General features: G+C 65.9%; 23 protein-coding genes and 2 tRNA genes. 12 read left to right on the top strand and 13 right to left on the bottom strand.

Annotated features, from left to right (window positions below; all coding sequences use genetic code 11):
- Window positions 1-3: 3 nt before the first annotated feature.
- A complete protein-coding gene (locus tag ACP7AR_RS03815; protein WP_426182954.1) occupies window positions 4-762 on the bottom strand; it encodes an SDR family NAD(P)-dependent oxidoreductase in 759 nt (252 codons plus the stop codon).
- A 113-nt stretch (window positions 763-875) separates the two neighbouring features.
- On the opposite strand from ACP7AR_RS03815, the gene ACP7AR_RS03810 reads away from it, so the two are divergent.
- The gene (locus tag ACP7AR_RS03810; RefSeq protein WP_426182951.1) at window positions 876-1,376 is read left to right on the top strand and encodes a MarR family winged helix-turn-helix transcriptional regulator; all 501 of its coding nucleotides are present in this window, start codon (window positions 876-878) and stop codon (window positions 1,374-1,376) included.
- A 66-nt stretch (window positions 1,377-1,442) separates the two neighbouring features.
- Window positions 1,443-2,468 carry an NADPH:quinone reductase gene (locus ACP7AR_RS03805; protein WP_426182950.1) on the top strand — a complete coding sequence of 342 codons (1,026 nt, stop codon included), beginning with the start codon at window positions 1,443-1,445 and terminating at the stop codon, window positions 2,466-2,468.
- A 119-nt stretch (window positions 2,469-2,587) separates the two neighbouring features.
- Here the strand turns inward: ACP7AR_RS03805 and ACP7AR_RS03800 are convergent, their stop codons facing one another.
- The 3 genes from ACP7AR_RS03800 to ACP7AR_RS03790 form a co-directional block, all read right to left on the bottom strand.
- Complete coding sequence (locus ACP7AR_RS03800) at window positions 2,588-3,481, bottom strand: formylglycine-generating enzyme family protein (RefSeq protein ID WP_426187617.1); 894 nt, start codon at window positions 3,479-3,481, stop codon at window positions 2,588-2,590.
- 107 nt (window positions 3,482-3,588) lie between these two features.
- The gene (locus ACP7AR_RS03795) at window positions 3,589-4,527 is read right to left on the bottom strand and encodes a DUF1214 domain-containing protein (protein WP_426182947.1); all 939 of its coding nucleotides are present in this window, start codon (window positions 4,525-4,527) and stop codon (window positions 3,589-3,591) included.
- A 51-nt stretch (window positions 4,528-4,578) separates the two neighbouring features.
- Window positions 4,579-4,651 (bottom strand) — tRNA-Val (locus ACP7AR_RS03790).
- A 153-nt stretch (window positions 4,652-4,804) separates the two neighbouring features.
- Here ACP7AR_RS03790 and aceE point away from each other — a divergent pair.
- The 6 genes from aceE (at window position 4,805) to ACP7AR_RS03760 (ending at window position 12,423) form a co-directional block, all read left to right on the top strand.
- The gene (aceE, locus tag ACP7AR_RS03785) at window positions 4,805-7,531 is read left to right on the top strand and encodes a pyruvate dehydrogenase (acetyl-transferring), homodimeric type (protein WP_426182945.1); all 2,727 of its coding nucleotides are present in this window, start codon (window positions 4,805-4,807) and stop codon (window positions 7,529-7,531) included.
- A gap of 31 nt (window positions 7,532-7,562) precedes the next feature.
- The gene (locus ACP7AR_RS03780; protein ID WP_426187615.1) at window positions 7,563-8,756 is read left to right on the top strand and encodes a PucR family transcriptional regulator; all 1,194 of its coding nucleotides are present in this window, start codon (window positions 7,563-7,565) and stop codon (window positions 8,754-8,756) included.
- Window positions 8,757-8,852: 96 nt separating this feature from the next.
- Window positions 8,853-9,773, top strand: a complete 921-nt coding sequence (locus tag ACP7AR_RS03775; RefSeq protein ID WP_426182942.1) for an ACP S-malonyltransferase — start codon at window positions 8,853-8,855, stop codon at window positions 9,771-9,773.
- A complete protein-coding gene (locus ACP7AR_RS03770) occupies window positions 9,770-10,771 on the top strand; it encodes a beta-ketoacyl-ACP synthase III (protein WP_426182940.1) in 1,002 nt (333 codons plus the stop codon). The genes ACP7AR_RS03775 and ACP7AR_RS03770 overlap by 4 nt, the downstream gene beginning before the upstream one ends.
- 68 nt (window positions 10,772-10,839) lie before the next feature.
- Window positions 10,840-11,088 (top strand): acyl carrier protein, encoded by a 249-nt coding sequence (locus tag ACP7AR_RS03765; RefSeq protein ID WP_259062007.1) that lies wholly within the window; start codon window positions 10,840-10,842, stop codon window positions 11,086-11,088.
- A 99-nt stretch (window positions 11,089-11,187) separates the two neighbouring features.
- The gene (locus ACP7AR_RS03760; RefSeq protein WP_426182937.1) at window positions 11,188-12,423 is read left to right on the top strand and encodes a beta-ketoacyl-[acyl-carrier-protein] synthase family protein; all 1,236 of its coding nucleotides are present in this window, start codon (window positions 11,188-11,190) and stop codon (window positions 12,421-12,423) included.
- Between the two features lie 92 nt (window positions 12,424-12,515).
- Here the strand turns inward: ACP7AR_RS03760 and ACP7AR_RS03755 are convergent, their stop codons facing one another.
- On the bottom strand, window positions 12,516-13,178 hold the full coding sequence (locus tag ACP7AR_RS03755; RefSeq protein WP_426182934.1) for a YczE/YyaS/YitT family protein: 663 nt from the start codon (window positions 13,176-13,178) through the stop codon (window positions 12,516-12,518).
- Between the two features lie 95 nt (window positions 13,179-13,273).
- Between ACP7AR_RS03755 and ACP7AR_RS03750 the strand changes: the two genes are divergently transcribed.
- A complete protein-coding gene (locus ACP7AR_RS03750) occupies window positions 13,274-14,677 on the top strand; it encodes a PLP-dependent aminotransferase family protein (RefSeq protein WP_426182932.1) in 1,404 nt (467 codons plus the stop codon).
- A 163-nt stretch (window positions 14,678-14,840) separates the two neighbouring features.
- Here the strand turns inward: ACP7AR_RS03750 and ACP7AR_RS03745 are convergent, their stop codons facing one another.
- Together ACP7AR_RS03745 and ACP7AR_RS03740 are read right to left on the bottom strand one after the other, a co-directional pair.
- On the bottom strand, window positions 14,841-15,344 hold the full coding sequence (locus ACP7AR_RS03745; protein ID WP_426182929.1) for a DUF3145 domain-containing protein: 504 nt from the start codon (window positions 15,342-15,344) through the stop codon (window positions 14,841-14,843).
- Between the two features lie 175 nt (window positions 15,345-15,519).
- On the bottom strand, window positions 15,520-16,293 hold the full coding sequence (locus tag ACP7AR_RS03740; protein ID WP_426182927.1) for a hypothetical protein: 774 nt from the start codon (window positions 16,291-16,293) through the stop codon (window positions 15,520-15,522).
- 177 nt (window positions 16,294-16,470) lie between these two features.
- Here ACP7AR_RS03740 and ACP7AR_RS03735 point away from each other — a divergent pair, with 177 nt between their 5' ends.
- Both ACP7AR_RS03735 and ACP7AR_RS03730 read left to right on the top strand, forming a co-directional pair.
- Entirely contained in the window at window positions 16,471-18,468 is a 1,998-nt protein-coding gene (locus ACP7AR_RS03735) for a DUF262 domain-containing protein (protein WP_426182924.1), read from the top strand.
- On the top strand, window positions 18,468-18,764 hold the full coding sequence (locus ACP7AR_RS03730) for a hypothetical protein (protein ID WP_426182922.1): 297 nt from the start codon (window positions 18,468-18,470) through the stop codon (window positions 18,762-18,764). The genes ACP7AR_RS03735 and ACP7AR_RS03730 overlap by 1 nt, the downstream gene beginning before the upstream one ends.
- Window positions 18,765-18,781: 17 nt before the next feature.
- Here ACP7AR_RS03730 and ACP7AR_RS03725 read toward each other — a convergent pair whose 3' ends face one another.
- From ACP7AR_RS03725 to ACP7AR_RS03715, 3 genes are all read right to left on the bottom strand, one after another.
- Window positions 18,782-19,405, bottom strand: coding sequence for a cyclodeaminase/cyclohydrolase family protein (locus tag ACP7AR_RS03725; RefSeq protein WP_426182920.1), 624 nt, complete (start codon window positions 19,403-19,405; stop codon window positions 18,782-18,784).
- 59 nt (window positions 19,406-19,464) lie between these two features.
- A tRNA-Ile gene (locus tag ACP7AR_RS03720) sits at window positions 19,465-19,539 on the bottom strand.
- 33 nt (window positions 19,540-19,572) lie between these two features.
- A complete protein-coding gene (locus tag ACP7AR_RS03715; RefSeq protein ID WP_426182918.1) occupies window positions 19,573-20,109 on the bottom strand; it encodes a gamma carbonic anhydrase family protein in 537 nt (178 codons plus the stop codon).
- A gap of 140 nt (window positions 20,110-20,249) precedes the next feature.
- Between ACP7AR_RS03715 and ACP7AR_RS03710 the strand changes: the two genes are divergently transcribed.
- Window positions 20,250-20,735, top strand: coding sequence for a Dps family protein (locus ACP7AR_RS03710; protein WP_426182915.1), 486 nt, complete (start codon window positions 20,250-20,252; stop codon window positions 20,733-20,735).
- 75 nt (window positions 20,736-20,810) lie between these two features.
- Here ACP7AR_RS03710 and ACP7AR_RS03705 read toward each other — a convergent pair whose 3' ends face one another.
- The 3 genes from ACP7AR_RS03705 to ACP7AR_RS03695 form a co-directional block, all read right to left on the bottom strand.
- Window positions 20,811-22,925, bottom strand: a complete 2,115-nt coding sequence (locus tag ACP7AR_RS03705) for an acyltransferase family protein (RefSeq protein WP_426182913.1) — start codon at window positions 22,923-22,925, stop codon at window positions 20,811-20,813.
- A 67-nt stretch (window positions 22,926-22,992) separates the two neighbouring features.
- Entirely contained in the window at window positions 22,993-24,468 is a 1,476-nt protein-coding gene (locus ACP7AR_RS03700) for an amidohydrolase (RefSeq protein WP_426182910.1), read from the bottom strand.
- Window positions 24,465-25,109, bottom strand: a complete 645-nt coding sequence (locus ACP7AR_RS03695) for an FMN-binding negative transcriptional regulator (protein ID WP_426182907.1) — start codon at window positions 25,107-25,109, stop codon at window positions 24,465-24,467. Before ACP7AR_RS03695 ends, ACP7AR_RS03700 begins: the two co-directional genes overlap by 4 nt.
- Window positions 25,110-25,111: the final 2 nt, after the last annotated feature.

The raw sequence follows: 25,111 nt of genomic DNA, 5'->3' as shown, positions 1-25,111 counted from the left end.
CGATCAGAGGATCGTCGTCAGTACGCCGCCGTCCGCACGCAGCGCCGCGCCGTTCGTCGCAGAGGAGAGCGGGCCCGCCAGATAGACGGCGAGGTTCGCGATCTCCTCAGGTTCGATGAACCGCTGAAGCAGAGTGGTCGTGTTCCCGCCGATGATGGCCGCTTTCAACGCATCCGTCGGGATGTCCTGCGCGTGAGACAGCGCGCCCACGGTATCCGCGACCCCGGTCGAGTACGTCGGACCACCGAGGATCGTGTTCACTGTCACCTCGGTGCCGCGAGTGAGTTTGGCGAGACCGTTGCCCAGAGCCAGCATCGCGGCCTTCGTCACCCCGTAGTGCACCATGTCTGCGGGGATGTTCACCCCCGACTCGCTGCTGATGAAGAGGATGCGTCCCCAGCCGCGCTCGAGCATCGCCGGCAACGCGTGCCGCGACAAGCGCACGCCGCTCATCACATTGACATCGAAGTAGCGCTGCCAGTCGTCGTCATCGATGTCCCCGAACGCGCTGAGCTCGAAGCGTCCGACGTTGTTGATCAGGATGTCGATGTCGCCGAGCGCGTCGATCAACTGTGCGGTCTGCCCTGGGTCTTCGAAATCCGCGACGATACCCGAGACGATCGCGTCAGGATATCTCTCCTTCAACCCGCTCACCGCACGGTCGACCTTGTCCTGGCTTCGACCGTTGAGGACCACAGCGGCACCCTCAGCAACGAGACCCCTCGCGATCGCGAAGCCGATCCCCTGCGTAGACCCGCTCACGAATGCTCTTCTGCCACTCAGATTCAGTTCCACCATGCTCCATTCACTTGCTCAGTCAAGTCATAGTGTATCACTTGACTTGACTGAGCAAGTCGTTCGCGTAGTCTGCTCGCATGAACGATCTCTCTGTTCCCCCCGCTCTCGATGGCGATGACCTGGAGACCTGGTCGTCACTGGCCACCGTTCTGGAATGGCTTCCTGCCGCGCTGGACGCACAGCTGCTGAGCGACTCGGAGTTGACGCATTTCGAGTACGGGGTCCTCTACGCCCTCGCCACCGCACCGGAGGCGCGGCTGCGTATGAGCGTGCTCGCCGGCTACGCGAACAGCTCACTGTCCAGGTTGTCTCGTGCCGCCGCGCGCATGGAGAAACGTGGATTGATGCATCGAACGCCCGACCCCGCCGACGGTCGTTTCACGCTCGCGATCATCACGGATGCCGGGCTGGCGAAGGTCGAACAGGCGGGCCCCGGGCATGTGAGCACCGTCCGACGGCTGGTCATCGACCCGCTCACGGCATCACAGATGAAGCAGCTGAAGGAGATCAGCCGACGAATCCTCGGCGCCATTCGGGAAGAAGCCGGATGGCGACCAGGGACACCGACGACTGGCTGACGACGTGCCTCGTCACATAGGACCCGCACACGGAATACCCGCGCGCGCGTGCGCCTTGCATCCGACATGAGAGCAATCGTGTACACAGGCAAGGGCGGCTCCGAGACGCTCACGTTGATCGAACGGGAGACGGGACAGCCGGGCTCCGGTGAGGTGCGCGTGCGCATCCACGCATCGGGAGTGAATCCCACCGACTGGAAGGCTCGCGCCTCCTCCGGGACACCGATGCCGTTCGATCAGGTCGTCCCGAACCAGGACGGCGCCGGAATCGTGGATGCGGTCGGCGACGGCGTCTCCGACCTGCAGGTCGGAGATCGTGTGTGGGTGTACCTCGCGGCCCACCAACGTCCGACCGGAACCGCCCAGGATGTCACGATCGTGCCCGCCGTGCGCGCCGTCCGGCTTCCGGATGGGGTCGCTTTCGACGTCGCTGCGAGTCTCGGTGTGCCCGCCATGACGGCGCATCGCGCGCTGACCGTGCACGAACACGGTCCGTCACGGCTCGCGCCCGGCGCACTGTCGGATCGGACCGTCCTCGTTCAGGGTGGCGCCGGCGCCGTGGGCCACGCGGCCATCCAGCTCGCCGTGTGGGCGGGCGCACGGGTCCTCACCACGGTCAGCAGCGACGAGAAGGAGCATCTCGCCCGCGCCGCGGGCGCGCACCATGTGTTCCGCTATCCCGATGACCGGCTGGCCGAACGCATTCTCGAGGTCGCACCGTCGGGCGTCGACCACATCGTCGAGGTCTCACCCGCGATGAACGCCGCCCTGGATGTCGCTGTGGTGGCCAATCACGGCTCGATCGCGTTCTACGCGAACGACAAGGGCGACACGATCACCGTCCCCATCATCGCCAGCTTCGCGAAGAACGCGCGTTGGCAGGGGTTACTGCTGTACACAGTCGGCGAGGATGCTCTCGCTGCAGCCGTCGAAGACATCACGGCCGCGCTGAAGGACGATGCGCTTCCCGTCGGGGAGGCAGCCGGACTTCCTCTGACCTGGTTTCCCCTCGAGGAGACGGCCGCCGCGCATGACGCCGTGCAGCAGGGGACGATAGGAAAGGTACTCATCCGAGTCGCGGAGGACGACTGAAGAGCTTCCGGTCGATGTTGGGCTTGCCAGCCATGATGCTCCTTGGGTCGACCAGCGAAATGCGACGGTTGCCTTCGTTGGGGATCCACGCAGGAGTCTGCGCCTGAGCGCAGGGTCACTCATTCGGAGCGGGTGAGCCGGAATCCGATGTGCGACATGCCGGTGTCCTCCGCCTGTGGCGACCGCGCGGCCGGCCGGAACCGCAGGCAGTAGTCAGGTGAGCACAGGTGCGACCCGCCCTTGAGGACGCGACGCGGGAGGTCGGGGAAGCCCTCCTGGGCGCTGGCGGCTGCCAAGAGGTTCGTCCTCTTGCCCGCATCGACCGGTGTGTCCGACAACCTCAGATGTCGAGGGGTGTAGAAGTCGGTCGTCCACTCCCATACGTTGGCGATCATGTCGTACAGGCCGTATCCATTCGGCGGGTATGAGCCGACGGGCGCGGTACCACCGACTCCCTGGTTGTCGTACGGGAAGCGCCCCAGCCACGAGTTCGCCTGGGCGACACCGCCCGGATAGGTCTCGTCCCCCCAGGCGTAGGGAGCGCCATCCACCCCGCCGCGAGCGGCGTACTCGTGCTCGGCCTCAGTGGGCAGCCGCATCCCCACCCAGTCGGCGTACGCGACCGCATCCTCGAACGCGATGTGCACGACGGGATGCTGCATCCGATCCTCGATCGAGGAATCGGGCCCGAATGGCCGACGCCAGAATGCTCCCGGCTGCCAGCGCCACCAACTACGCCAGTTGCGCAGGTCTGTCGGCCCCGATGTCGGGGTGAACACCATTGATCCGGGGACGAGGTCGGCCGGGTCGGCACCGGCGAAGGCGGCGCTGTCGAGCGGGCGCTCGGCGACCGTCACATACCCGGTGGCATCGACGAATTCGCCGTACTGCTCATTCGTCACCTCGTAGCGGTCGATGAAGAACGACGCGACCTCCCGCTCATGGACGGGCCGCTCATCGGGATAGAAGTCTTCGGATCCCATCAGGAACGTTCCCGCAGGGATGCGGACCATATCGCGCATGTTCGTCACGCCTCACAGCGTAGTGCGCACCTGGAGGCAGCTCGGGGGCCGTGCTCAGGACCGCATTCACAGGTGTCGGAGCGGCGGCTATTCGACTCTCAGTCCACAAGGGTGGGAAACTGCCAGGTGCCGTCAAGGATCTCGGTTCGTGGCCGGTAGAGGCGGACGAGGTAGTTCCATCCCTCGGGCGTCGGGATCGCGTTCGGAGTGCCGGCCGGGTAGTCGCCGAAGCGAACGGTGACGGAGCCGTCGTCGTTCTTCTCGGCGGTGATGTCGTTGACGGTGTAAGCGTCAGCGTCGTTGGGTTCGAAGTAGCCTGCGGCGTTGTAGACGGAGATCGACCAGAATCCGTCGACGGGAACATCTTTCACGGTCAGTTCGTGGTTGCCGTGGGACAGCTTGGGGTTGACGCCGATGTATGAGGCTTCGCTGCTGGGGAGACCTCCCCAACCAGCCGCGGTACCGATGACATGCCGTACGGGGTCGACATCGTCGATCGAGCCGAACATGCGGTCGAACCCGCTGAGGTTGCGTGCGAGCGCGAGGAGCGCATTGCGGGTGTCGTCGAACGACGTCGGTTCGTAATCGGGCATTCGGAAAGCCACAGCGGAGTTGCTGTGGATCTGAATCTGATCCTGCAGTCTGCCGACCGCCGCGACGTCGTCCGGGTCGGCGGAGTCGACGAGGATGCGTATCGCGACGGCGACGTAGGGGGATCCGAATTCTTCGACTGTCAGATGGTGCTCGCCCGGCGCGTGGAAGATCCGGTTGATGTAGTGGTCTGCGTTGACGATCATCGCCGAGAGGTAGCGGTCGCCGTAGTCGGGAATCGTGAACGAAGCGCCCTCGGAGATGTCGACGATCGCGAAGCTGTAGAGCGTATCGCGGTTGAGACGGATCACGGTCTGTCTGTCGATCGCTGCCGGTTGGCGGTTGTGCAAGAAGGTGTTGATGCCTCCGGCGTCGCGCTGCAGGTCATGGAACATGCGGTCGTTCTCGGCACGGACGAAGTTGTCGGAATTCACGATGACGCTCACGTGCCGATCCTGGCAGAACACCATGATCGTGCGCCAGCACTGCCTTCTCGGTGGGCCCTGCCGGGATCGAACCGACGACATCCACGGTGTAAACGTGGCGCTCTACCAGCTGAGCTAAAGGCCCTGGTGTGTTCAGTCTATCCATGTCGCGGATGCGCGACGCAGTCTGTTAAGAGGGCTAGGCTGAATGCGGCGCGCGTTGTGCCGAGCCGACAAGGCTCCCCGCGTCGCTTCCCGTTTCCTTGGCAAGACCTGCCAGCTTGACGAAAGGCTCCTAGTGACCGTTCACGACCAGGATCCGTACTCCCAGGGCCCCCTCGACAGCGATCCGGAGGAGACCGGCGAATGGCAGGAGTCCCTTGACGGACTCGTCGATGCCAAGGGTCCGGGGCGTGGCCGAGAGATCATGCTCAGCATGCTCAAGCGCTCGAAGGAGCTGCACCTCAACGTGCCGATGGTCCCGACGACGGACTACATCAACACCATCGCCTCCGAGAATGAGCCCGACTTCCCCGGCGACGAAGAGCTCGAGCGGCGCTACCGGCACTGGATCCGCTGGAATGCCGCGATCACGGTGCACCGCGCGCAGCGTCCCGGCATCGGCGTCGGCGGGCACATCTCGACCTACGCCTCGGCGGCCTCGCTCTATGAGGTCGGCCACAACCACTTCTTCCGCGGTCAGGACGACTCGTCCGGCGGAGACCAGATCTTCTACCAGGGTCACGCCTCCCCCGGGATGTACGCCCGCGGCTTCCTCGAAGGGCGTCTGAGCGAGTCGCAGCTCGATGCTTTCCGCCAGGAGAAGTCCGGCGCACCGAACGGCATCCCGTCGTACCCGCACCCGCGCATGATGCGGGACTTCTGGCAGTTCCCGACCGTCTCGATGGGTCTCGGCCCGATCAACGCGGTCTACCAGGCGATGGCGAACAAGTACCTCGAGAACCGCGGCATCAAGAGCGTCGCCGACTCCCACGTGTGGGCGTTCCTCGGTGACGGCGAGATGGATGAGGTCGAGTCGCGTGGCCAGCTCCAGGTCGCTGCCAACGAAGGCCTCGACAATCTGACTTTCGTGATCAACTGCAACCTGCAGCGGCTCGATGGCCCGGTGCGCGGCAACGGCAAGATCATCCAGGAGCTGGAGTCGTACTTCCGCGGCGCCGGCTGGAACGTCATCAAGGTCGTCTGGGGCCGCGAGTGGGATGAACTGCTCGCCCGCGACACCGAGGGCGCGCTGCTCAACCTCATGAACGTCACCCCCGATGGTGATTACCAGACCTACAAGGCCGAGAACGGCGCCTTCGTGCGCGAGAACTTCTTCGGTCGCGATGAGCGCACCGCCGCGCTGGTGAAGGACTACACCGACGACCAGATCTGGAAGCTGCGTCGCGGTGGCCACGACTACCGCAAGGTGTATGCCGCGTACAAGGCCGCGACGGAGCACAAGGGCCAGCCAACGGTCATCCTCGCGAAGACGGTCAAGGGCTATGGCCTCGGCCCGCACTTCGAGGGTCGCAACGCGACGCATCAGATGAAGAAGATGACGCTGGAAGACCTCAAGCTCTTCCGCGACACCATGCAGATCCCGATCACGGATGCGCAGCTCGAGGAAGACCCGTACCGTCCGCCGTACTTCCACCCCGGAGCGCAGGACGAGACGATCCAGTACATGCTGGACCGCCGTCACGATCTCGGCGGATTCCTGCCGGAGCGTCGCACGACCCACGTCGGACTGACACTCCCGGAGGACAAGGACTACGCGTTCCCGAAGAAGGGCTCAGGCAACCAGGAGGTCGCCACGACGATGGCGTTCGTTCGTATGCTCAAGGACCTCATGAAGGTCAAGGGCTTCGGTGAGCGCGTCGTCCCGATCATCCCGGACGAGGCTCGCACGTTCGGAATGGACGCGTACTTCCCGACGGCGAAGATCTACAACCCGAACGGCCAGAACTACACCGCGGTCGATCGCGAACTGCTCCTTGCGTACAAGGAGAGCCCGCAGGGTCAGATCATGCACGTGGGCATCAACGAGGCCGGCGCGACGGCGGCCTTCACCGCCACCGGCACGTCGTACTCGACGCACGGCGAACCGCTGATCCCGATCTACATCTTCTACTCGATGTTCGGATACCAGCGCACCGGCGATGCGTTCTGGGCGGCCGCCGACCAGATGGCTCGCGGCTTCGTGATCGGTGCGACGGCCGGCCGCACGACGCTGACCGGAGAGGGCACGCAGCACGCTGACGGCCACTCCCCGCTGCTCGCGTCGACCAACCCGGCGACGGTCACGTACGACCCCGCTTACGGGTACGAGGTCGCGCACATCGTTCAGGCCGGTATCGAGCGCATGTACGGCGGATCGCACCCCGACCCCGACGTCATGTACTACCTGACCGTGTACAACGAGCCGTTCAAGCAGCCCGCTGAGCCGGAGAACGTCGACGTCGAGGGCATCCTCAAGGGTCTGCACCGCGTCTCCGAAGGCGAGGGCGAGGGCCCCCGCGTCCAGCTGCTCGCCTCCGGCGTCGGTGTGCCATGGGCGCTCGAGGCGCAGGAGCTGCTGGCCAAGGACTGGGGCGTCATCGCCGATGTGTGGTCGGTGACCAGCTGGACCGAGCTGCGCCGCGACGGCCTCGCCGCCGACGAGCACAACTTCCTGCACCCGGAAGAAGCGCCGCAGGTCGCGTACATCACGCAGAAGCTGCAGGGGGCCGAAGGCCCGTTCGTCGCCACCAGCGACTACATGCACGCGGTTCAGGACCAGATCCGCCAGTGGGTTCCGGGCGACTACTACACGCTCGGTGCCGACGGCTTCGGTTTCGCGGACACCCGCGCAGCGGCACGTCGTTTCTTCAAGATCGACGGTCCTTCGATGGTGGTCCGTGCACTCCAGGGCCTCGCGGACAAGGGGCAGGTCGAGCGCTCGGTGATCGCGCAGGCGATCTCGAAGTACGACCTGCACAACGTCAACGCCGGCACGAGCGGAAACGCCGGCGGCGAGAGCTGAGCGCGGTGTGACCGGATCGTCTCCCGCATCGATGGACAAGCAGGCGACACTCGCCTGGTTGCGCAGAATTTCGGGTGATCTCGCCACGGCGACCATCCAGCGCCTGGACGACACGCTGCCCTGGTACGCCGACATGCCACCGGCCCGCCGCTCTGCGGTCGGGCTGGTGGCCCAGGCGGGAATCACCTCGTTCATCCAGTGGTTCGACGATCCCACCTCCACTCCGTGGATAGCGGCGGACATCTTCGCCGCCGCTCCCCGAGAACTTCTGCGCAGTGTCAGCCTCACCCAGACGCTGCAGCTCATCCGGGTGACCGTCGAAGTCACAGAAGAGCGGGTCGCGGGCAAGGGCGAGGCTCTCCGCGAAGCCATCCTCCTCTACTCCCGTGAGGTCGCCTTCGCTGCCGCTGACGTGTACGCACGCGCAGCCGAGGCACGCGGACTGTGGGATGCGAGACTCGAAGCCCTCGTGGTCGACTCGATCCTCACCGGTGAGGCGGACGAGGAGCTGCCCAGCCGCATCGCCGCCCTCGGCTGGCACGGTCACGGCGAGGTGTGCGTGCTCGTGGGCACGACTCCCCCGCAGTTCGATGTCGATCATGTGCGCCGCACCGCGCGCAAGCTCTCCGTCGATGTGCTCATCGGAGTCCAGGGCTCGCGGCTCGTCCTGGTGCTCGGCCGCGCGCGCGTCGCCGGGCGTGAAGAGGTCGCCGATGAACTCGCCTTCGAAGACATCGCTGCACGACTCGAGCCGTCGTTCGGCCCCGGTTATGTCGTACTCGGTCCGCCGGTGGCTGCGCTCGTCGATGCCGGACAGAGCGCACGCGCAGCGCTCGCGGGATTCGCCGTCGCGCGCGCCTGGCGCACCGCTCCACGGCCCGTCGAAGCCGATGACCTGCTGCCGGAGCGCGCGCTCGCCGGCGACCCACTCGCGAAGCAGACCCTCATCGAGCGGATCTACCGCCCGTTGCAGGCCCACTCGACAGACCTGGTCACGACGCTGTGGAGCTACCTCGACAACGGCCGTTCCCTCGAGGCGACGGCGCGAGAGTTGTTCGTGCATCCGAACACCGTCCGCTACCGCCTCAAACGCGTCAGTGAGGTCATCGGGTGGGATGCCACCGGCCCGCGCGAGGCGCTCATTCTGCAGACTGCACTGATCATCGGCTCCATCGGCGCCACCGATCCGGTGCGTCGCCGCCCAGGCAACCGCCGCACACGCTGACTCATCGGCGCACGCTGTGCGCCACACACAAGGGAATCTCGGAATCTTGTGAGGGTTCATCCACCGTTCTGGTGCGAAGGTTGGCAGACTGAGTAGGTGATTGTCGTCGCCTGCCCTGGACAGGGCTCCCAGACCCCCGGCTTCCTTTCCCCTTGGCTCGAACTGGATGGCGTCGCCGACAGCCTCGCGGCCTACTCCGAGGCGGCAGAAGTCGATCTGATCCTTCATGGCACGAAGTCCGATGCAGACACGATCCGTGACACGCGCATCGCGCAGCCGCTCATCGTCGCGGCCTCGCTGATCGCGTCTGCCGCGCTCGCTGAACGCGCGGGGCGCGCTCCGGACGGCACCGCGGGGCACTCCGTGGGAGAACTCGCCGCGCTGGTCGGCGCCGGTGTCGTCTCCGCAGAGCAGGCGATGCGTCTCGTCGGCGTACGAGGACGCGCGATGGCGGATGCCGCGGCACAGACCCCGACCGGGATGAGCGCGGTGATCGGCGGTGACGAGCAGGCCGTGCTCGCTCGCGTGGCCGAGCTCGAACTGTCGCCGGCGAACTACAACGGCGGCGGACAGATCGTGGTCGCGGGCGCCCTTCCCGCCCTGGCCGCGCTCGCCGAAGAGCCGCTCAAGGGAACGCGAGTGATCCCGCTGCAGGTCGCCGGCGCGTTTCACACCTCATACATGGCATCGGCGGTCGAGGCGCTGCGTGCCGCGATCGCAGAGGTGGTTCCCCGCGTCCCGCAGATCACACTCTGGACCAACCGCGACGGTTCGATCGTCACCTCTGGGGCCACGGCGCTCGACCTGATCGTCGACCAGGTCTCCTCGCCGGTGCGCTGGGACCTCTGCATGACGTCATTCGCCGAGAACGGCATCACCGGCCTCATCGAACTCGCACCCGCCGGGGCCCTCGCCGGTCTCGCCAAGCGCGGCCTGCGCGGCACGCCTGTCGTCGCCGTCAAGACACCAGAAGACCTCGACGCAGCGGTTGAGCTGCTGAACGGAGCAGCCGCATGACCGCCACGCTGAAGCAGGCCACCGGCCCGCAGTACACCCGCATCCTGTCGTTCGGCGCCGCGCGTGGCGAGAACGCGGTTCCGAACGACGACCTCATCGGGCCGATCGACTCCAGCGACGAGTGGATCCGCCAGCGCACCGGGATCATCACACGGGTGCGCGCGAACAAGGAGACCGACGCTGTCGATCTCGCCTCCATCGCCGGCGCCGAGGCGATCGAGAAGTCGGGCATCCCGGCGTCCGATATCGATCTGGTCATCGTCGCGACAATCAGCAACCCCCGGCAGTCCCCTTCCGTCTCGGCGATCGTCGCCGACCGCGTCGGCGCCAATCCCGCAGCGGCATACGACATGAACGCCGCGTGCGCCGGCTACTCCTACGCGATCGCGCAGGCCGACGCACTGATCCGGTCGGGCGCCGCGCACTACGCACTCGTGATCGGTGCGGAGAAGCTGTCCGACGTCATCGACCCCACAGACCGCAGCATCTCGTTCCTGCTCGGCGACGGCGCAGGCGCCGCCGTGGTCGGGCCGAGCGAGACTCCTGGCATCGCGCCGGCCGTGTGGGGCTCTGACGGTTCGAAGTCCGAAGTCGTCGCCATCAACGGCACGCTCACCCAGTTCCGCGACGGCGAGGTGCCGTGGCCGACGCTCCGCCAGGAAGGACCGACGGTCTTCCGCTGGGCGGTCTGGGAGATGGCCAAGGTCGCGCGCGAAGCCCTCGAAGTCGCAGGAATCGAAGCGGCGGACCTCGCCGCCTTCATCCCGCACCAGGCCAACATGCGCATCATCGACGAATTCGCGAAGCAGCTGAAGCTGCCGGAGACCACCGTGATCGCGCGAGACATCGAGACCACGGGCAACACCTCGGCGGCATCGATCCCGCTCGCGAGCCACCGTCTGATGGCCGAGCATCCTGAGCTGTCCGGCGGACTCGCCCTGCAGATCGGCTTCGGCGCCGGTCTCGTGTTCGCCGCGCAGGTCGTCGTCCTCCCCTGATCACGTCCGCCGATTGCCTAAACTGTTCATCGGTTCCGAAAACAACCCGCAAGAAAGAGGAAAACCACATGGCTTTCACCAACGATGAGGTCCTCGCCGGCCTCTCCGAGCTGATCACCGACGAGACCGGCATCGACGGCTCAGAGGTCGCGCTCGAGAAGTCCTTCACCGACGACCTCGACATCGACTCGATCTCGATGATGACGATCGTCGTCAACGCCGAGGAGAAGTTCGGCGTCACCATCCCCGACGACGAGGTCAAGAACCTCAAGACCGTCGGCGACGCAGTGAACTTCATCGTCGCCGGCCAGGCGTAAGACCTGACGGATGCCACCCTCGCATTCCGCGGGGCGTGGCATCCTCTGCCTTCCCTCTCCAGAGACCGCTCTCGTCCCTTTCGACAGGAACCACACCCAATGACCAAGCGCATCGTCGTCACCGGTATCGGTGCCACCTCCGCCATCGGCGGCACGGCTCCGGAGAACTGGACCAACCTGCTGGCCGGCATGTCCGGAGGACGCACCCTCGAACACGAGTGGGTCGCCGAACTCGAGCTTCCGGTCACGTTCGCCGCAGAAGCGATCGTGCGTCCTGAAGAGGTTCTCGCTCGGCCGGTCGCCAAACGTCTGGATCCTTCCTCCCAGTTCGCCCTGATCGCTGCCATGGAGGCATGGGAGGACGCCGGCTCTCCGGATGTCGATCCTGAGCGCCTCGGCGTCGATTTCGCCACCGGCATCGGAGGCGTGTGGACACTGCTGGACGCCTGGGACACCCTCCGCGAGAAGGGTCCGCGCCGCGTCATGCCGATGACGGTGCCGATGCTCATGCCGAACTCGGCGGCCGGCAACCTCTCCCTCCACTTCACCGCACGGGCCTTCGCTCGAACCGTCGCCTCTGCCTGCGCGTCGAGCACAGAGTCTCTCGTGAACGCCTACGAGCACCTGCAGTCGGGGCTCGCGGATGTCGTCATCGCCGGCGGCACCGAGTCGGCCATCCACCCGATCACGATCGCGTCGTTCGCATCGATGCAGGCGCTGTCGCGTCGCAACGACGACCCTGCCACGGCCTCCCGCCCGTACTCGGAGGATCGCGACGGCTTCGTCATGGGCGAAGGAGCGGCTGTGCTCATCCTCGAGACCGAGGAGCACGCCAAAGCTCGTGGCGCCAAGATCTATGCCGAGCTCGTCGGCGGCGGCGTCACGGCAGACGCCTATCACATCACCGCCAACGCGCCAGAGGGTGCGGCGCGTGCGGTCACGCTCGCGCTGGAAGCCGCCGGCCGTACACCGGATGAGATCACCCACGTCAACGCGCACGCGACGTCGACCCCGGTGGGAGATCCCAACGAGTACGCCGCGTTGAAGAGTGTCATCGGCGACCGTGTGCACGATATCCCGGTGTCGGCGACCAAGGCATCCACCGGCCACCTGCTCGGCGGCACCGGCGCACTCGAGGCGATCTTCACGATCCTCGCCATCCAGAACCGCGTCGCTCCTCCGACCATCAACCTCACCACGCAGGACCCGGAGATCCCGTTGCTCGTCTCCGGCGACGCACAGCCCCTGGGCGACGGACCGCAGCTGGCGATCAGCAACTCGTTCGGCTTCGGCGGGCACAACGCCGTCGCAGCGTTCGCGTCGTACGAAGACTGAGCGCGGTTCGGGGCGCAGTTTCCGCCGTTCAGACGTCGGATGAGGCGGAGACTGCGACCCCGACACGACGAGTCTGAGCTGGCGCTGCGGAGTCAGCGCGCGACATCGGCGAGTCGGCGCGAGCGCTCCTCACGTCTTCGAGTGATGCGCGGCAGGAACCATCCGATGAGCGGGCCGACCCCCAGTGCGAAGAGCACTGTGCCCACCCCGAGCGGACCTCCCAGCAGGAACCCGATCACGAGCACGCTGCCTTCGATCAGCGTGCGGACCATCCACACCTTCCAGCCTGTGACTCGCACGAGACCCGTCATCAGGCCGTCGCGCGGGCCGGGACCGAAGTTCGCCGCGATGTACAGGCCGGTGGCGAACGACAGCAGAACAAGTCCGACGACGAACATCGGCGCACCGACCCAGATCGAGGGTGGCGCAGGGATCAGAGCGAGCGTCGCATCAGCACTGGGCCCGACCAGCAGTGCGTTCAGCAGCGTGCCGATACCGACACGCTGCCGGAGCGGAATCCAGAGCAGCAGGACGGCGACGGCGACGAGGTTGGTGACCGTCCCGTATCCGAGACCCGAACGCCCTGACACACCGACCGCGAGCATGTCCCAGGGAGAGACCCCGATGCCACCACGCACCATCAGGCCGAGCGCGACGCCGTAGAGGACGAGCCCGACGAGCAACTGGACGAGACGCTCGATGAGGTCGCGTCGGCTCGTGGCCGGGAGAGGGAGGAGAACAGAGCGGAGCTGCATGATTCCATCGTGGGGGCCGCCCGAAGAGGGAGATCGAGGCCACTCTCCGAAAAGTGGCCTGAATATCTGAGTCCACTTTGCGGCATGCTGGACGAATGACCTCTCGACTGGTTGAACAGCTCGGCGCGAAGAATGTGGCCGGATGCACTGCCGCGCTGCTCGCCGGACAGATCCGCGCACTGATCCTCGACGGCCGTCTGACAGTCGGAGAGCGTCTGCCAAGCGAACGTGCGCTCGCGCTGGAGCTGCGTCGGTCGCGTTCCACCATGACTCGGATGTACAACCTGCTGGAGCACGACGGTTACGTCGCACGTCTGCATGGTGGCAGCACCCGCGTCGCCCTCCCCCATGCCGGGCACCTCCCGCGAGACTCAGCAGACGATTCCGCGATCGACTTCTCGATAGCGTCGATGGACTCGACGCCGGGGCTCTATGACGCAACGGTGCGCTCACTCCCTCGCCTTGCTGCGCTGCGCAGCACGAGCGGATATTCGCTGCGAGGTCTTCCCGAGTTGCGCGATGCGGTCGCCGAGCGCTTCACTCAGCGCGGGGTCGCGACCGTCGCCGATGAGATCATCATCACCTCTGGCGCGATGAGCGCGCTCAACCTCATCCTCGCGACGATCGGTCGACGTGGTGAGCGCGCTGTCGTCGAACAGCCGACCTTTCCTCACGCCCTCGATGCTCTGCAACGAAACGGCTACCGACCGATGCCGACGCCTGTCGCAGTCGGCGGATGGGATGTACGTCACCTGACCGATCTGATGCTGAGCAGTCGCCCGCACGTCGCCTACCTGATCCCCGACTTCCACAACCCGACGGGTGCGACCATGACGGATGCGGAGCGCACTCGAGTCGCCACCACCGCGCGCAACTCGAACACGCATCTGATCATCGATGAGACGACCACCGAACTCGATATCGATCGAGGGTGGTCGCCGCGACCGATGGCCGCCTTCAGCCCCGAGGTCATCACCATCGGCTCGATGTCCAAGATCGCATGGGGCGGGCTACGGCTGGGATGGATCAGAGCAGGGCGCTCACTCGTGGCACGGCTGCTCGCCGCGCGACCGTCGTTCGAGCTCGGCACCGCTCTGCTCGAGCAGTGCATCGCGGTCGAGCTCCTCGAGGAGATGCCGGCGCTCACCGCTCATGTGCGCTCCCGCCTGCATGCCGGGCGCGCGGCTGTCGCCGACGGCCTCGAGATGATCGGCGGCCTGCAGATGCCGCACACGCCTGGCGGCCTGTCCGCCTGGATCGACCTCGGCGCTCCGAACTCGACGCGCCTTTCCCTCGCAGCTCGCGATCGACAGTTGGTCGCACCACCCGGTCCGCGGTTCTCCACCGGTGGGGTGCTCGAGCGCTACATCCGCATCCCCATCACCCACCCGCAGCAGCGCACGGCCGACGCGATGAAGCGACTACGGCTCGCATGGGACGACGTGCGCGACGGTGCGTCCACCCGCACTGTCCAGTCGGCGCACTCCGCAGTGATCTGACATCACCTTTTTGCATGACACGAACCGGCTCTGGACGACGAAACCCTCCTCTGCGATCAGAGGAGGGTCTCGTCAAATGGAGCGAGGATACGTTTCTCAGCGACCAGGTTGAACCACCGGCATCCGGTACTCGGCCTCCCGCACTCCAGGTCCTTCGCCGCCGCTAACCGACCTTGTGAAGCCACACGACGGTGGCATCGTCGCTGGCGTGCCGGAACGCCTCGAGCTCTTCATCCCAGGCCGAGCCCAGAGCGACGTCGAGTTCACGCTGCAGTTCGACAGCGCTTCCGGCAGCGATCTCCATGGCGTAGCGGATCCGATCCTCGCCGATGACGATGTTCCCGGCGGCATCGGTCTGCGCATAGTGGATGCCGAGGTCGGGAGTGTGCAGCCAACGACCGCCGTCGCTGCGCGGCGTCGGATCCTCTGTCACCTCGAAGCGGAGGTGCTCCCAGCCGCGGATCGCGGTCGCGAGAGCAGCGCCGGTACCGACAGGGCCGTCCCAGTAGAACTCGGCACGGCGAGATCCTTCGAGCACAGGCTGTTCAGCCCACTCGAAGTTCACTGCACGACCGATAGCGCGTCCGACCGCCCATTCCAGGTGCGGGCAAAGCGCGCGAGGTGCGGAATGGATGTACACCACTCCGCGTGCGTAAGCCGTCGCCATGATCTCTCCGTTTCTTCAGGTGCGTCTTCCCCAACGACCTGGGCCAACGAAGTGTGGCGAGAATATGCGGTTATACGCTGATTATCGCCCAGACTCAGCGAAATCACAAGCGTGTCATTATGGCGGAAGCCCCGGCCTGTCGACCGGGGCTTCCGTTGTCAGCGATGTACGAGCGTCACGCCTCGCTCATCGCCTGCTTGACCTGCTGCCCCTTGGCCGCGTAGTAGGCAGCGCGAGCAGCGTCCTTACGTGCCTGCTCTGCGTAGCCGGCCTCCAACACGTCCTGCGGGACGGGGTGGTTCTCGACCTGGTCCGTGCCGTGGTACTTCTCGATGTAGGCGTCGAGCTCCGGGCCTGACGTCCACGACGTGATGAGGTTGTAGCGGGGCTCGGAGCCGACGTGGGTCGCGGCGTGCCACAGACGCTGCGTGTCGATGATGAGCTGCGCGCCGGCCGGGAGCGAGATCCGCACCTCACCCGCCGGGTCCGTGCGGTTCTCGCGCAGGACGAAGAAGCTGTCCTTGTCATCGGTGAGGTTGAAGAACCCGCGCACCACCCAGCCGGTGCCGTCAGGGTTCAGACGGTTGTTGTCGTCCTGGTGAAGGTTGTACAGGCAGTCGCCGTACGGCGTCGGCTGCAACTCGATCACGCGGCAGCGACCGACGTTGGCTCCCGGCTCCTGCGCGCGACGCGTGAGGTTCGGAGCCTTGGCGACCTGCGAATCGATCCACACGCCGTCCTTGTCCGTGCGCGGCGGCTTGTGGTTCCAGAAGCCGTTGCACTCGATGTCACCGAACGCGCTCGCGAGCGGAGCGAAGCGGGTGTCGCCCGAGGACTTCCAGTCGTTGTACTCGATGTCCAGCCACTCCTTCGGATCGAGATCCTGGTTGTAGCTGTCGAGAACGACGAAGCCCTTTTCCTCGAGTGCAGCGGATTTGATGTATCCCATGATTCAGGTCATGTCCTTTCATCGGGGGCCAGCACGTTTTAACAGGCCCTGATAAGGCAAGCCTAACAGTGGGTTCTGCGGCGCCAGCGTGGCCCGCCGACGCTGAATCGACGGCGGCTAGACTCTTTGACGGCGGAGCGTGGGATTTCGCCGCCGTGAGGAGCAACAGCGAAGAACATGGCAACCGCCACGAATGTCGAAGCGACCGCCGTCAACACGATCGAGTGGCTCTCTGCTCCGGACACGACGATCGTCGTGCCGGTGTATCAGCGCCAGTACCGCTGGGACATCGGCGGATGCGAGCGTCTGCTCTCCGACATCCGCGCCGTCGCCCGCGAGGGCGAGACGCACCGCCACTTCATCGGCTCCATCCTCTCCGCGCAGGATGCTTCCGAGATCGATCTGATCCTCATCGACGGTCAGCAGCGCATCACCACTCTCATGCTTCTCGTCGCCGCTCTGCACCACGCTGTTCGCGATTCCGACCCCGCCATGGCCGCTGAACTCGAGCGTGTGCTCGTTCGCGCTGATGACCACTCCCGCACCAAGCTGCGACCCCATCACGCGTGGGCGGAGCTCTATGAATCGGTCGTGCTCGATCGACGCGATGACGCCGACCGTGAATCGCGATTCGACGACAACTACGCATTCTTCCGCAGCCAGGTGCACGCGGATGAGGCACCGCTCATCTGGCGCGGGTTGCAGAGGATCGAACACGTCTCGATCACTCTGGGGCCCGCGGCGAATGCCCAGCAGATCTTCGAGAGCCTGAACTCCACGGGCGAGCCGCTGCGTGACCACGAGCTCATCCACAACTACATCCTGATGGGTCTCACCCATTCTGAGCAGCTCGACGTCGAGGAGCGCTACTGGCTGCCGATCGAGCGCCACACAGGTGAGACCATCGGCGCGTTCTGGCGCCATTACCTGGTCATGACCACGGGGCGGGAGATCGCCGCGAACGGCGAGCACGGCGTCTACAGCGCGTTCCGGCATTCGTTCCCCCGCGTCGACGTGGAGCACCTGCAGGCGGACGCAGACGTCTGGCGCCACTACGCCGAGATCTACGGACTGCTGCTCGACCCGTCAGCGGAAGAGGACGCAGAGATCCGCCGGCAACTCGAGTACGTGAACACGTTCGGACGAGCGGCCTATCCCCTCGCGATGAGCGCATACAGCGACCATTCTCGCGGCCTCATCGCACGCGAGGAATTGATCGAGACGCTCGAATGGATACAGACGCTCTATCTGCGCCGCGCACTCGTCGGGCTGCCGGCCGAGCGGCTGATCGCCCGCTTGTGCCGCGCACGCGCTGAAGGCCGCGACGCGCTGATGAGGGCGTTCGCGCGCATCACACCGTCGGACGAACGAGTCAGCGCGGTGCTGAAGTACGCAGAGCTCCCCCATGCGGCGTATGTGCTCGGACGCATCGAACAGGTCGATGACATCGCGGACTTCGATGTCGAGCACATCGTCCCCCTCGTGCCCAGCGACGCGTGGTCCGGCGACGGCACTCGGCCGTGGATCGACTATTCGGAGGACGAGCGCAACAGCCACAGGGCCCTCGCGCCGACACTCGGCAATCTGACGTTGCTGGAGCAGTCGCTCACCGAGCGGGTCTTCGGCGCGTCGTACGAAGACAAACGGACGGAAGCGTACGCCCGCAGCGCCGTCGCGGAGACGCGTGCGCTCGTGGAGACCCCGTCGTGGGGTACGGCCGCCATCTCGCAGCGCACGGTTCGCCTGACCGCGGAACTGATGCGCATCTGGGCTCGCCCTGCGCTGCCGGAGATCGACGACGACGCACTCACCCCCGTCCTGGACGCGGTACGCCGGCGCGGTTGGCCGGCGGGGTGGGACCGGGAGTTCGACTACGTCGAGTACCGGGGCGAGCATTGGGAGGTGAAGGACGTCCGCGCGCTCTTCAACCGGGTGTTCCGCCGTGCATGGACGGATGCTCGCCCGTCAGCGATCGCGTACAGCGCGTCGCACGGCGGCCCCATCTACGACGAGATGGCCTGGAAGGGCCACTGGGACGCCCTGGACGAAGAGAACTTCCTCTACATGGGCTGGGACTCGAATTACATGATGAGCGCACTCCAGGGCGTGCTGGAAGAATCGGGTATCGCGGCCGAGGTGTTCGTGAAATACTCCTACATCGGGAACGTGATGTGATGCGACACAAGACTCATACAGACGCGCCGGCCGCGCCGACCGCTGCAGACCCGTTCGACCAGGTGTTCGAGGACATCTCGCTCGGCTGGGACCAGGATGTGCCGCTGGAGTGCGAGTGCGATCACGGCGATGAAGAGGCATATGCCCCGTGCGGTCGCCGCGCCAAGTGGCGTGTGACGATCGACTGCACGTGCGGTGAGAACCATCCGCGCACCGTGGAGCTGCTGTGCACGAAGTGCCTTCGCACTGCGCGTAAGGACCTCGGGAACGAAGCGATCACCGCGCGTCCGCTGTGACACCGATCACGGCGTCGTCAGCGATCGAAGGTCGCGGAAACCTGCTCGGCGATATCCGCGACGGCAGCCTGATCCACGCTCAGACGGCGCACTTCGGCGTGTAATCCTGTCAGCACCGCTCGAGGCGCACCATGCTTGCTCGCCATCTGCAGGTTCGCACGCAGGTTGATGGAGGCGCCGGCCATGCCGGCGTGCAGTGCGGTTGCGGCGACCGCAAGGTCTGCCACGAGATGGGGATTCGAGATCTGAATGAGCAATTCCAGCTCAGGGATCAGACTGCGACCCACTTCGCCGATCGACGCGGACGAACGAGCGGCAGCGATCGCGGCCTCGCGCACGCGGCCGTCGCGTTGCGGATCGTCAGCAGACAGGCTGAGCGCAGCCCCGAGATCCGCTGATCTGAGGCCGTCGGTCTTCGCGACATCGAGCGCTTCTGTTCGCCCGCTGACGAGCCTCGCGGCGCATCCAGACGCCTGCGGATCATCGGGGGTGTACTCGGCGACCATGCGCAGCAATGCCGCCGCGGTCGCCAGCATCACGCTCGATGCAGCGCCGCCACCGGGTGCTGCGGTCGGCTGTGCGAGCTCCGCAAGCCAGTCGGACAGCGGTGTGGAGTCGGAAATCGGGGCGCTCTCACTCATGGGGCCAATTTACGCGTTGCTCACGTGCCCTCGCCACACGCTCGCCGTCGTCCTGGGAGTAGGGCGGGTGGGACTTGAACCCACGAATCGTCGGGTTATGAGCCCGCTGCCTTAACCAACTTGGCCACCGCCCCGCAGGGTTAACAGCCTAGCGGTGCTCCTCGGTGTCAGAGCGCCGTGGCGCCCCGGTGCGTCTCCAGATGCGAGTGGTAGATCTCGGCGTTCGCGATGAGCCCCGAACGTTCGTCCTCGCTGAGTTCGCGACGCACCTTCGCAGGGACCCCGGCCACGAGCGACCCATCCGGGATCTCCGTGCCGCCGAGGATGACCGCCCCACCGGCGATCAGGCAGCCCTTGCCGATCACCGCGCCGCTGAGGACCACCGATCCCATGCCGATCAGCGACCCGTCTCCGATCGTGCAGCCGTGGACGACCGCGTTGTGCCCGATCGACACGTTCTCACCGATGACGACGGGATGTCCGCTGTCGACGTGCACTGAGACGTTGTCCTGCACATTACTGCCCGTACCGACCGTGATCTCGGCCGAGTCCGCGCGCAGCACCGCGTTGTACCAGACGCTCGCGCCGGGCTCGATGGTGACCGCACCGACGATTCGTGCGCCGTCGGCGATGAAGGCATCGTCAGCGATCCGCGGAATCTTGTTCTGGAGGGCGAGGACGGATGCAGACGACGAGATGCTCATGAGGCGAGACTATCCTCACTTCCGCGTGATTCCGCGGCTTTCGGGCACGATAAGCCGAGCCTCAGCTTGCTTGCGGAATGTTTCTGGCTGAGTAGCGTTGTCTGCATCAGGTTCGAAATCGCCGTTCTGGAGGAAGAAACATGAGCAAGGCACAGACCATCTCCACCACCGCCAGTGACCCGACGGTCGCCGCCGCAGCGGCACAGTTCCTGTCCCCTGTGGTTCTCGGGCTTCAGGCCCTGACCATCAACGGCAAGCAGGCCCACTGGCACGTGCGCGGCGCCAACTTCATCGGCGTCCACGAGCTGCTCGACTCCGTCGTCGCGAATGCGGGCGCGTTCGCTGACACCGCAGCGGAGCGCATCGTCGCTCTCGGACTGCCGATCGACGCACGCCTCAGCGCGGTCGCAGCAAAGGCCGGCTCGTCCGCCGTTCCGGCGGGCTTCACGCAGTCGGCTGATCTGATCCGTCACATCGTCGCCGACATCGATGCGATCCTCGTCGACACCAAGGCCGCGATCGACGGCCTCGATGAGATCGACCTCACGAGCCAGGACGTCGCTATCGAGATCATGCGCGGCCTCGAGAAGGACCGCTGGTTCCTCGTCGCGCACGTCGCCGAGTAGGAATCACCTCGAACGCAGAAGGGCACCGGATCCGTCCGGTGCCCTTCTGCGTTTCCTGTCGAGGACGCGACCGGCTCAGCCCGCAGCCGCCATCGCATCCTTCAGCGCCTGCGTGTACTGCGGCGCCAGGGTGTCGACGAAGGTCACGGTCAGGTGGTCCTGATCGCGATACACGTTGGCACCGCCGATGACCGTCTTGCAGGTGTCCTCGTCGCAGAACACGTCGGTGAAGTCGAGCAGCGTCACGCCCTCCACTCCTTCGGCCGCATCGCGGAGCGGATCGTCTTCGAGCAGCACATCTGCACGAGCACCCGAGCACTCCGCCTGATCACGAGTGCGCAGGCATTTGTTCGGATCGGTTTCGAACACCGGGTTGTCGACCACGGTGATGACCGGGATGCCGCGCTCGGTCATGGTCGACCACGCCTCCTGATATCCGGCGACGGCAGCGTCGTGGGCGGAGTCGAACCCCGCCGACGAATAGGGGGTGTTCGAGATCGCCGATGTGAACACAGCGTCGAACTCGCGATCAGCGAGCTGCGCGTCGACGCCTGTGCGCCAGTCGGAACAGGCGGCGCCGAAGGAGCCTCCTGTCGCCAGCGGTGTCGCGTTCCACGGGCACGCACCCTTGAAGAACGTCGTGAGGTGCCAGCCCTCTCGCTCTGCGATGCTCTGGAAGGTGGGAAGCAGCTGGTACGCATGGCTGTCTCCGACCAGCGCGACCTGGGGTGCTTCGGGATCGTCGGATCCGAACTCGCAGGACACGGGCCGCGAGTCGTTCAACTGGATGAAGCACTGCTCGTCCGTTGGTCGGTCCACGCCTGCGAAACCGGGAGCAGGCAGGATCGTGTCGAGTTCGGTGTCTGCGCACGCCTCATCCAGCACGGATGCCGCACCGAAGCATGCCGGCGGATTCTCGCGCACGTCCTCGATCGCCTGCACGCCCTGCTGATAGGCCGGAGCGTTGACCGCCCAGCCTCCGACGGCGACCGCACCGACGAGCACCATCGCGGCAAGTGCCGACCACAAAGTGACCTTGGGCGGACGCGACGTCAGTGGCTTCCACGAGCGCGCAGGGTCCTCGACGAATCGCTTTGTGAGCCATGCGAGAACGAAGCAGATGATCAGCAGTGCGACGCGATGATAGATCGTGAGGCCCCAGAACGGCACGGAGGGCGCGATGATGATCAGTGGCCAGTGCCAGAGATACAGGCTGTACGAGATGTCGCCGGTGAAGCGCATAGGAGGCACGGACAGCAACCGCGTCGGATACCACCAACGGTCGGTGTTCGAGGCCGCGATGATCGCCGCAGCGCCGAGCGTCGGCAACAGCGCCGTGTACCCGGGGAACGGGGTCTGCCCGTCGAAGCGGAATGCGGTGTACACCAGGGCGATGATTCCCGCCCACCCGAGCACGAAGCTCAGAACGGCGTTGCGTACGCGCAGGACCGGCACGAGCGCGATGATCGCTCCCACACCGAACTGCCACATCCTGCCCATCGTGATGAAGTACGCCGGCGCAGGGTCCGTCATCGTGTAGACCACGCAGAAGACGAACGAGGCGATCGACACCGCGCCGATCGCGACGGCCGCCGCGCGCAGCCGGACGCCGCGGAACCACTTGACCGAGATCCACGCGGCCAGCAGCATGATGAGCGGCCAGAGCACGTAGAACTGCTCTTCGAGCGAGAGCGACCAGTAGTGCTGCACTGTCGTCGGATCTCCGGCGTGGGCCAGGTAGTCCGCGGAGTTGAACACCAGGTACCAGTTCTCCACGTAGAACGTGGAGGCGATGATCTCCTTGACCTCTGCCGGGAGGGCCGAGGTCGGGGTGAGGAACGGAATCGCGGCGACGACAGCGCAGAACAGCAGCACGAGCAGCGATGCAGGCAGCAGGCGGCGGGCTCGCCTCGCCCAGAACTGCCCGAGCTTGACCGTTCCGGTCGAAGTGAGCTCGCGCGCAAGGTGCGAGGTGATCAGGAAGCCGGAGATGACGAAGAAGATGTCGACACCGACGTATCCGCCACTGAGACGTCCCGGCCAGAAGTGGTACAGCACGACGAAGAGGACGGCGATCGCCCTGAGCCCCTGGACGTGCGGGATGAACCGGGATGATGCCGCATGCTCCGGTGAGCGGTCGCGGCGAAGCTGTGACCGGGTGGCCGGCGGAGTCTGCGCTGTGGAGTTCACGGCTACAACGGTAGCGTGCCGATCCTGCGCTCATGCGCAACGCCGAGCGCACGCGTACCGGCGCCGATCATCCGAGATGCGTCACGCGTCCGCCGAGCAGCGTTGCCAGTATCGGCATCCGACGCAGGTCCGCTCCCGTTGCATGCGGATCCGCCCCGCACACCACCAGGTCTGCAGGCTCACCGGGGCGAACGGCGCTGCGGACGCTCGCACTGAGTGCCTCGTCGACGCTCAGCCGCTCCTCCGGGTGCCACGCCTCGCGCTCATCGTCCGTGCGCTCCACTGCCGCAGCGATCGCACACCACGGATCCAGTGGCGCCACGGGCGCATCAGAGCCCAACCTCAACTCGGCGCCCGCGCGCAACAACGATGCCATCGGGTAGCCCACCGCCGTCTGCGCCGCCCAGTATCCGTCCACCAGGTCCCGATCATCGAGCGCATGCTGGGGCTGCACGCTGGCAACAAGGCCGAGACGGGCGAGACGAGCGAGATCGGCGTGCCTGACCAGCTGCGCGTGTTCGATCGTTCCGGATGCGCCGGTCACCGTCACCGCGTCCAACGCGGACGACACGGCGCGATCGCCGATCGCGTGGACGGCGACGTTCAATCCAGATCCGACCGCAGTCGTGAGAAGTTCGATCAGGTCGCTCGGTGGGATGTTCATCACCCCGAAATCGCCGTCATCGCCGGGGTAGGCGTGCGAGCATGCCGCGGTGCGCGTGCCGAGCGAGCCGTCCGTGATGATCTTGAGCGGTCCGATACGAATGAGGCCGTCGGTTCGGGGCAGTAGCTCTCCGGTGCGCAGCCCCTCCGCGATGGCGCGGGTGAGGTCTGCGGGATACACCGCGAACTCCACGCGCTGCGTCCCGAATCCGCCGCCGGCGCGGCGGGTCCAGGCATCCGCGTTCCACGCCATGTCGAAGTCGACGATTCCAGTCACTCCCTTGGATGCGGCCGCCGTTCCAGCCGCCCGTACCGCGCGGTCGCCGTGATCCGGCTCGACCGCGTTCACGCGCTTCGATATCTCGAACGCATCCTCTTCGCGCAGCATCCCATCCGGGCTGGAGAATCCTTCGCGTGTCAACGCCGCGGAGTTCACCCAGACGCTGTGCACGTCGGCGTTGATCAGGTACGTCGGCACCGCGCCCGTCGCCTCATCGAGCACATCCAGCGACGGCGAGTCAGCCCAGAGGGCGTCGCGGAAGCCCGTGCCCACGCGGCGACCGTCCGACAGTGGCGCGATGGTGGACATTCTCCTGGCCGCATCGAGCGCAGACACCGAATCGCCGAGCTGTTCACGTTCAGATGCCAGAGCCCATTGCACCGTGTGGACATGGCTGTCCCACAGCCCTGGAACGACCCACGCGCCGTCGGCCTCGAGAATCTGCCCGCCGGCAGCCAGTGAGCCGGCTGGTGCGATGTCGACGATCCGTCCGGCGTCCACGTGGATGTCGACCGGTTCATCGTCCATGAGGAACTCACGCCCTGGGCCCGCGATCCGTGCGCCCCGGATCACCGCGATGCGCGTACCGACCTCTGTCATGCAGTGCGCCCCGGTCGAGCATCCTGCGCCCTGCGCATCTCGGCTGCCAGCGAGGGGTTCGCGTATGCGCCGTCGCCCTGCAGCTCGGCGATGACGCGTTCGACCGTCGCGGCGTCCTTGTTCTGACTCAGCTTCCGCTTGGCGACCACCCTGGTCGGCGTCAAGCGGAAACCGACCGTCCCTGCAGCGAGTCTGCGTACGAACGCTTCGTCGTTGGGCCGTTCCCACATGAGCCTCGGATCCGGCATCCGCCCCTCGAATCGCTCGACGAGCCGGTCCAGTACACGCAGGTTCTCGTTGTCGCTGAGAACTTCAGGCACGCCGGAGAGGTGCACCGCGACGTAATTCCAGGTCGGCACGGCCGGAGTGTCCGGGCCGTACCAGCCCGGCGACACATAACCGTGCGGACCTTGGAACACCACCAGCAGCTCTCGCTCGCCCATGCCATGGATCAGGTCGTCAGGGCGTCCGACGTGCCCCACTATGGTGAGGTCGTCACGGCTCTCATCGAGCATCATCACGTAGTGCGAAGCGACCTGTCCCTCGGGGCCGTCGCTGACGATCGTCGCCCACGGATTCTGCGCGATCACACGCCTCATCTCGGCGACATCGGCAAGCGTGAAACTGGGATTCTGACGCATGT

Origin of the sequence: Microbacterium sp. TWP3-1-2b2 (genome assembly GCF_049896145.1) — a bacterium.
Taxonomy (GTDB): domain Bacteria; phylum Actinomycetota; class Actinomycetes; order Actinomycetales; family Microbacteriaceae; genus Microbacterium.
This window is presented reverse-complemented; position numbering and strand designations above follow the sequence as displayed.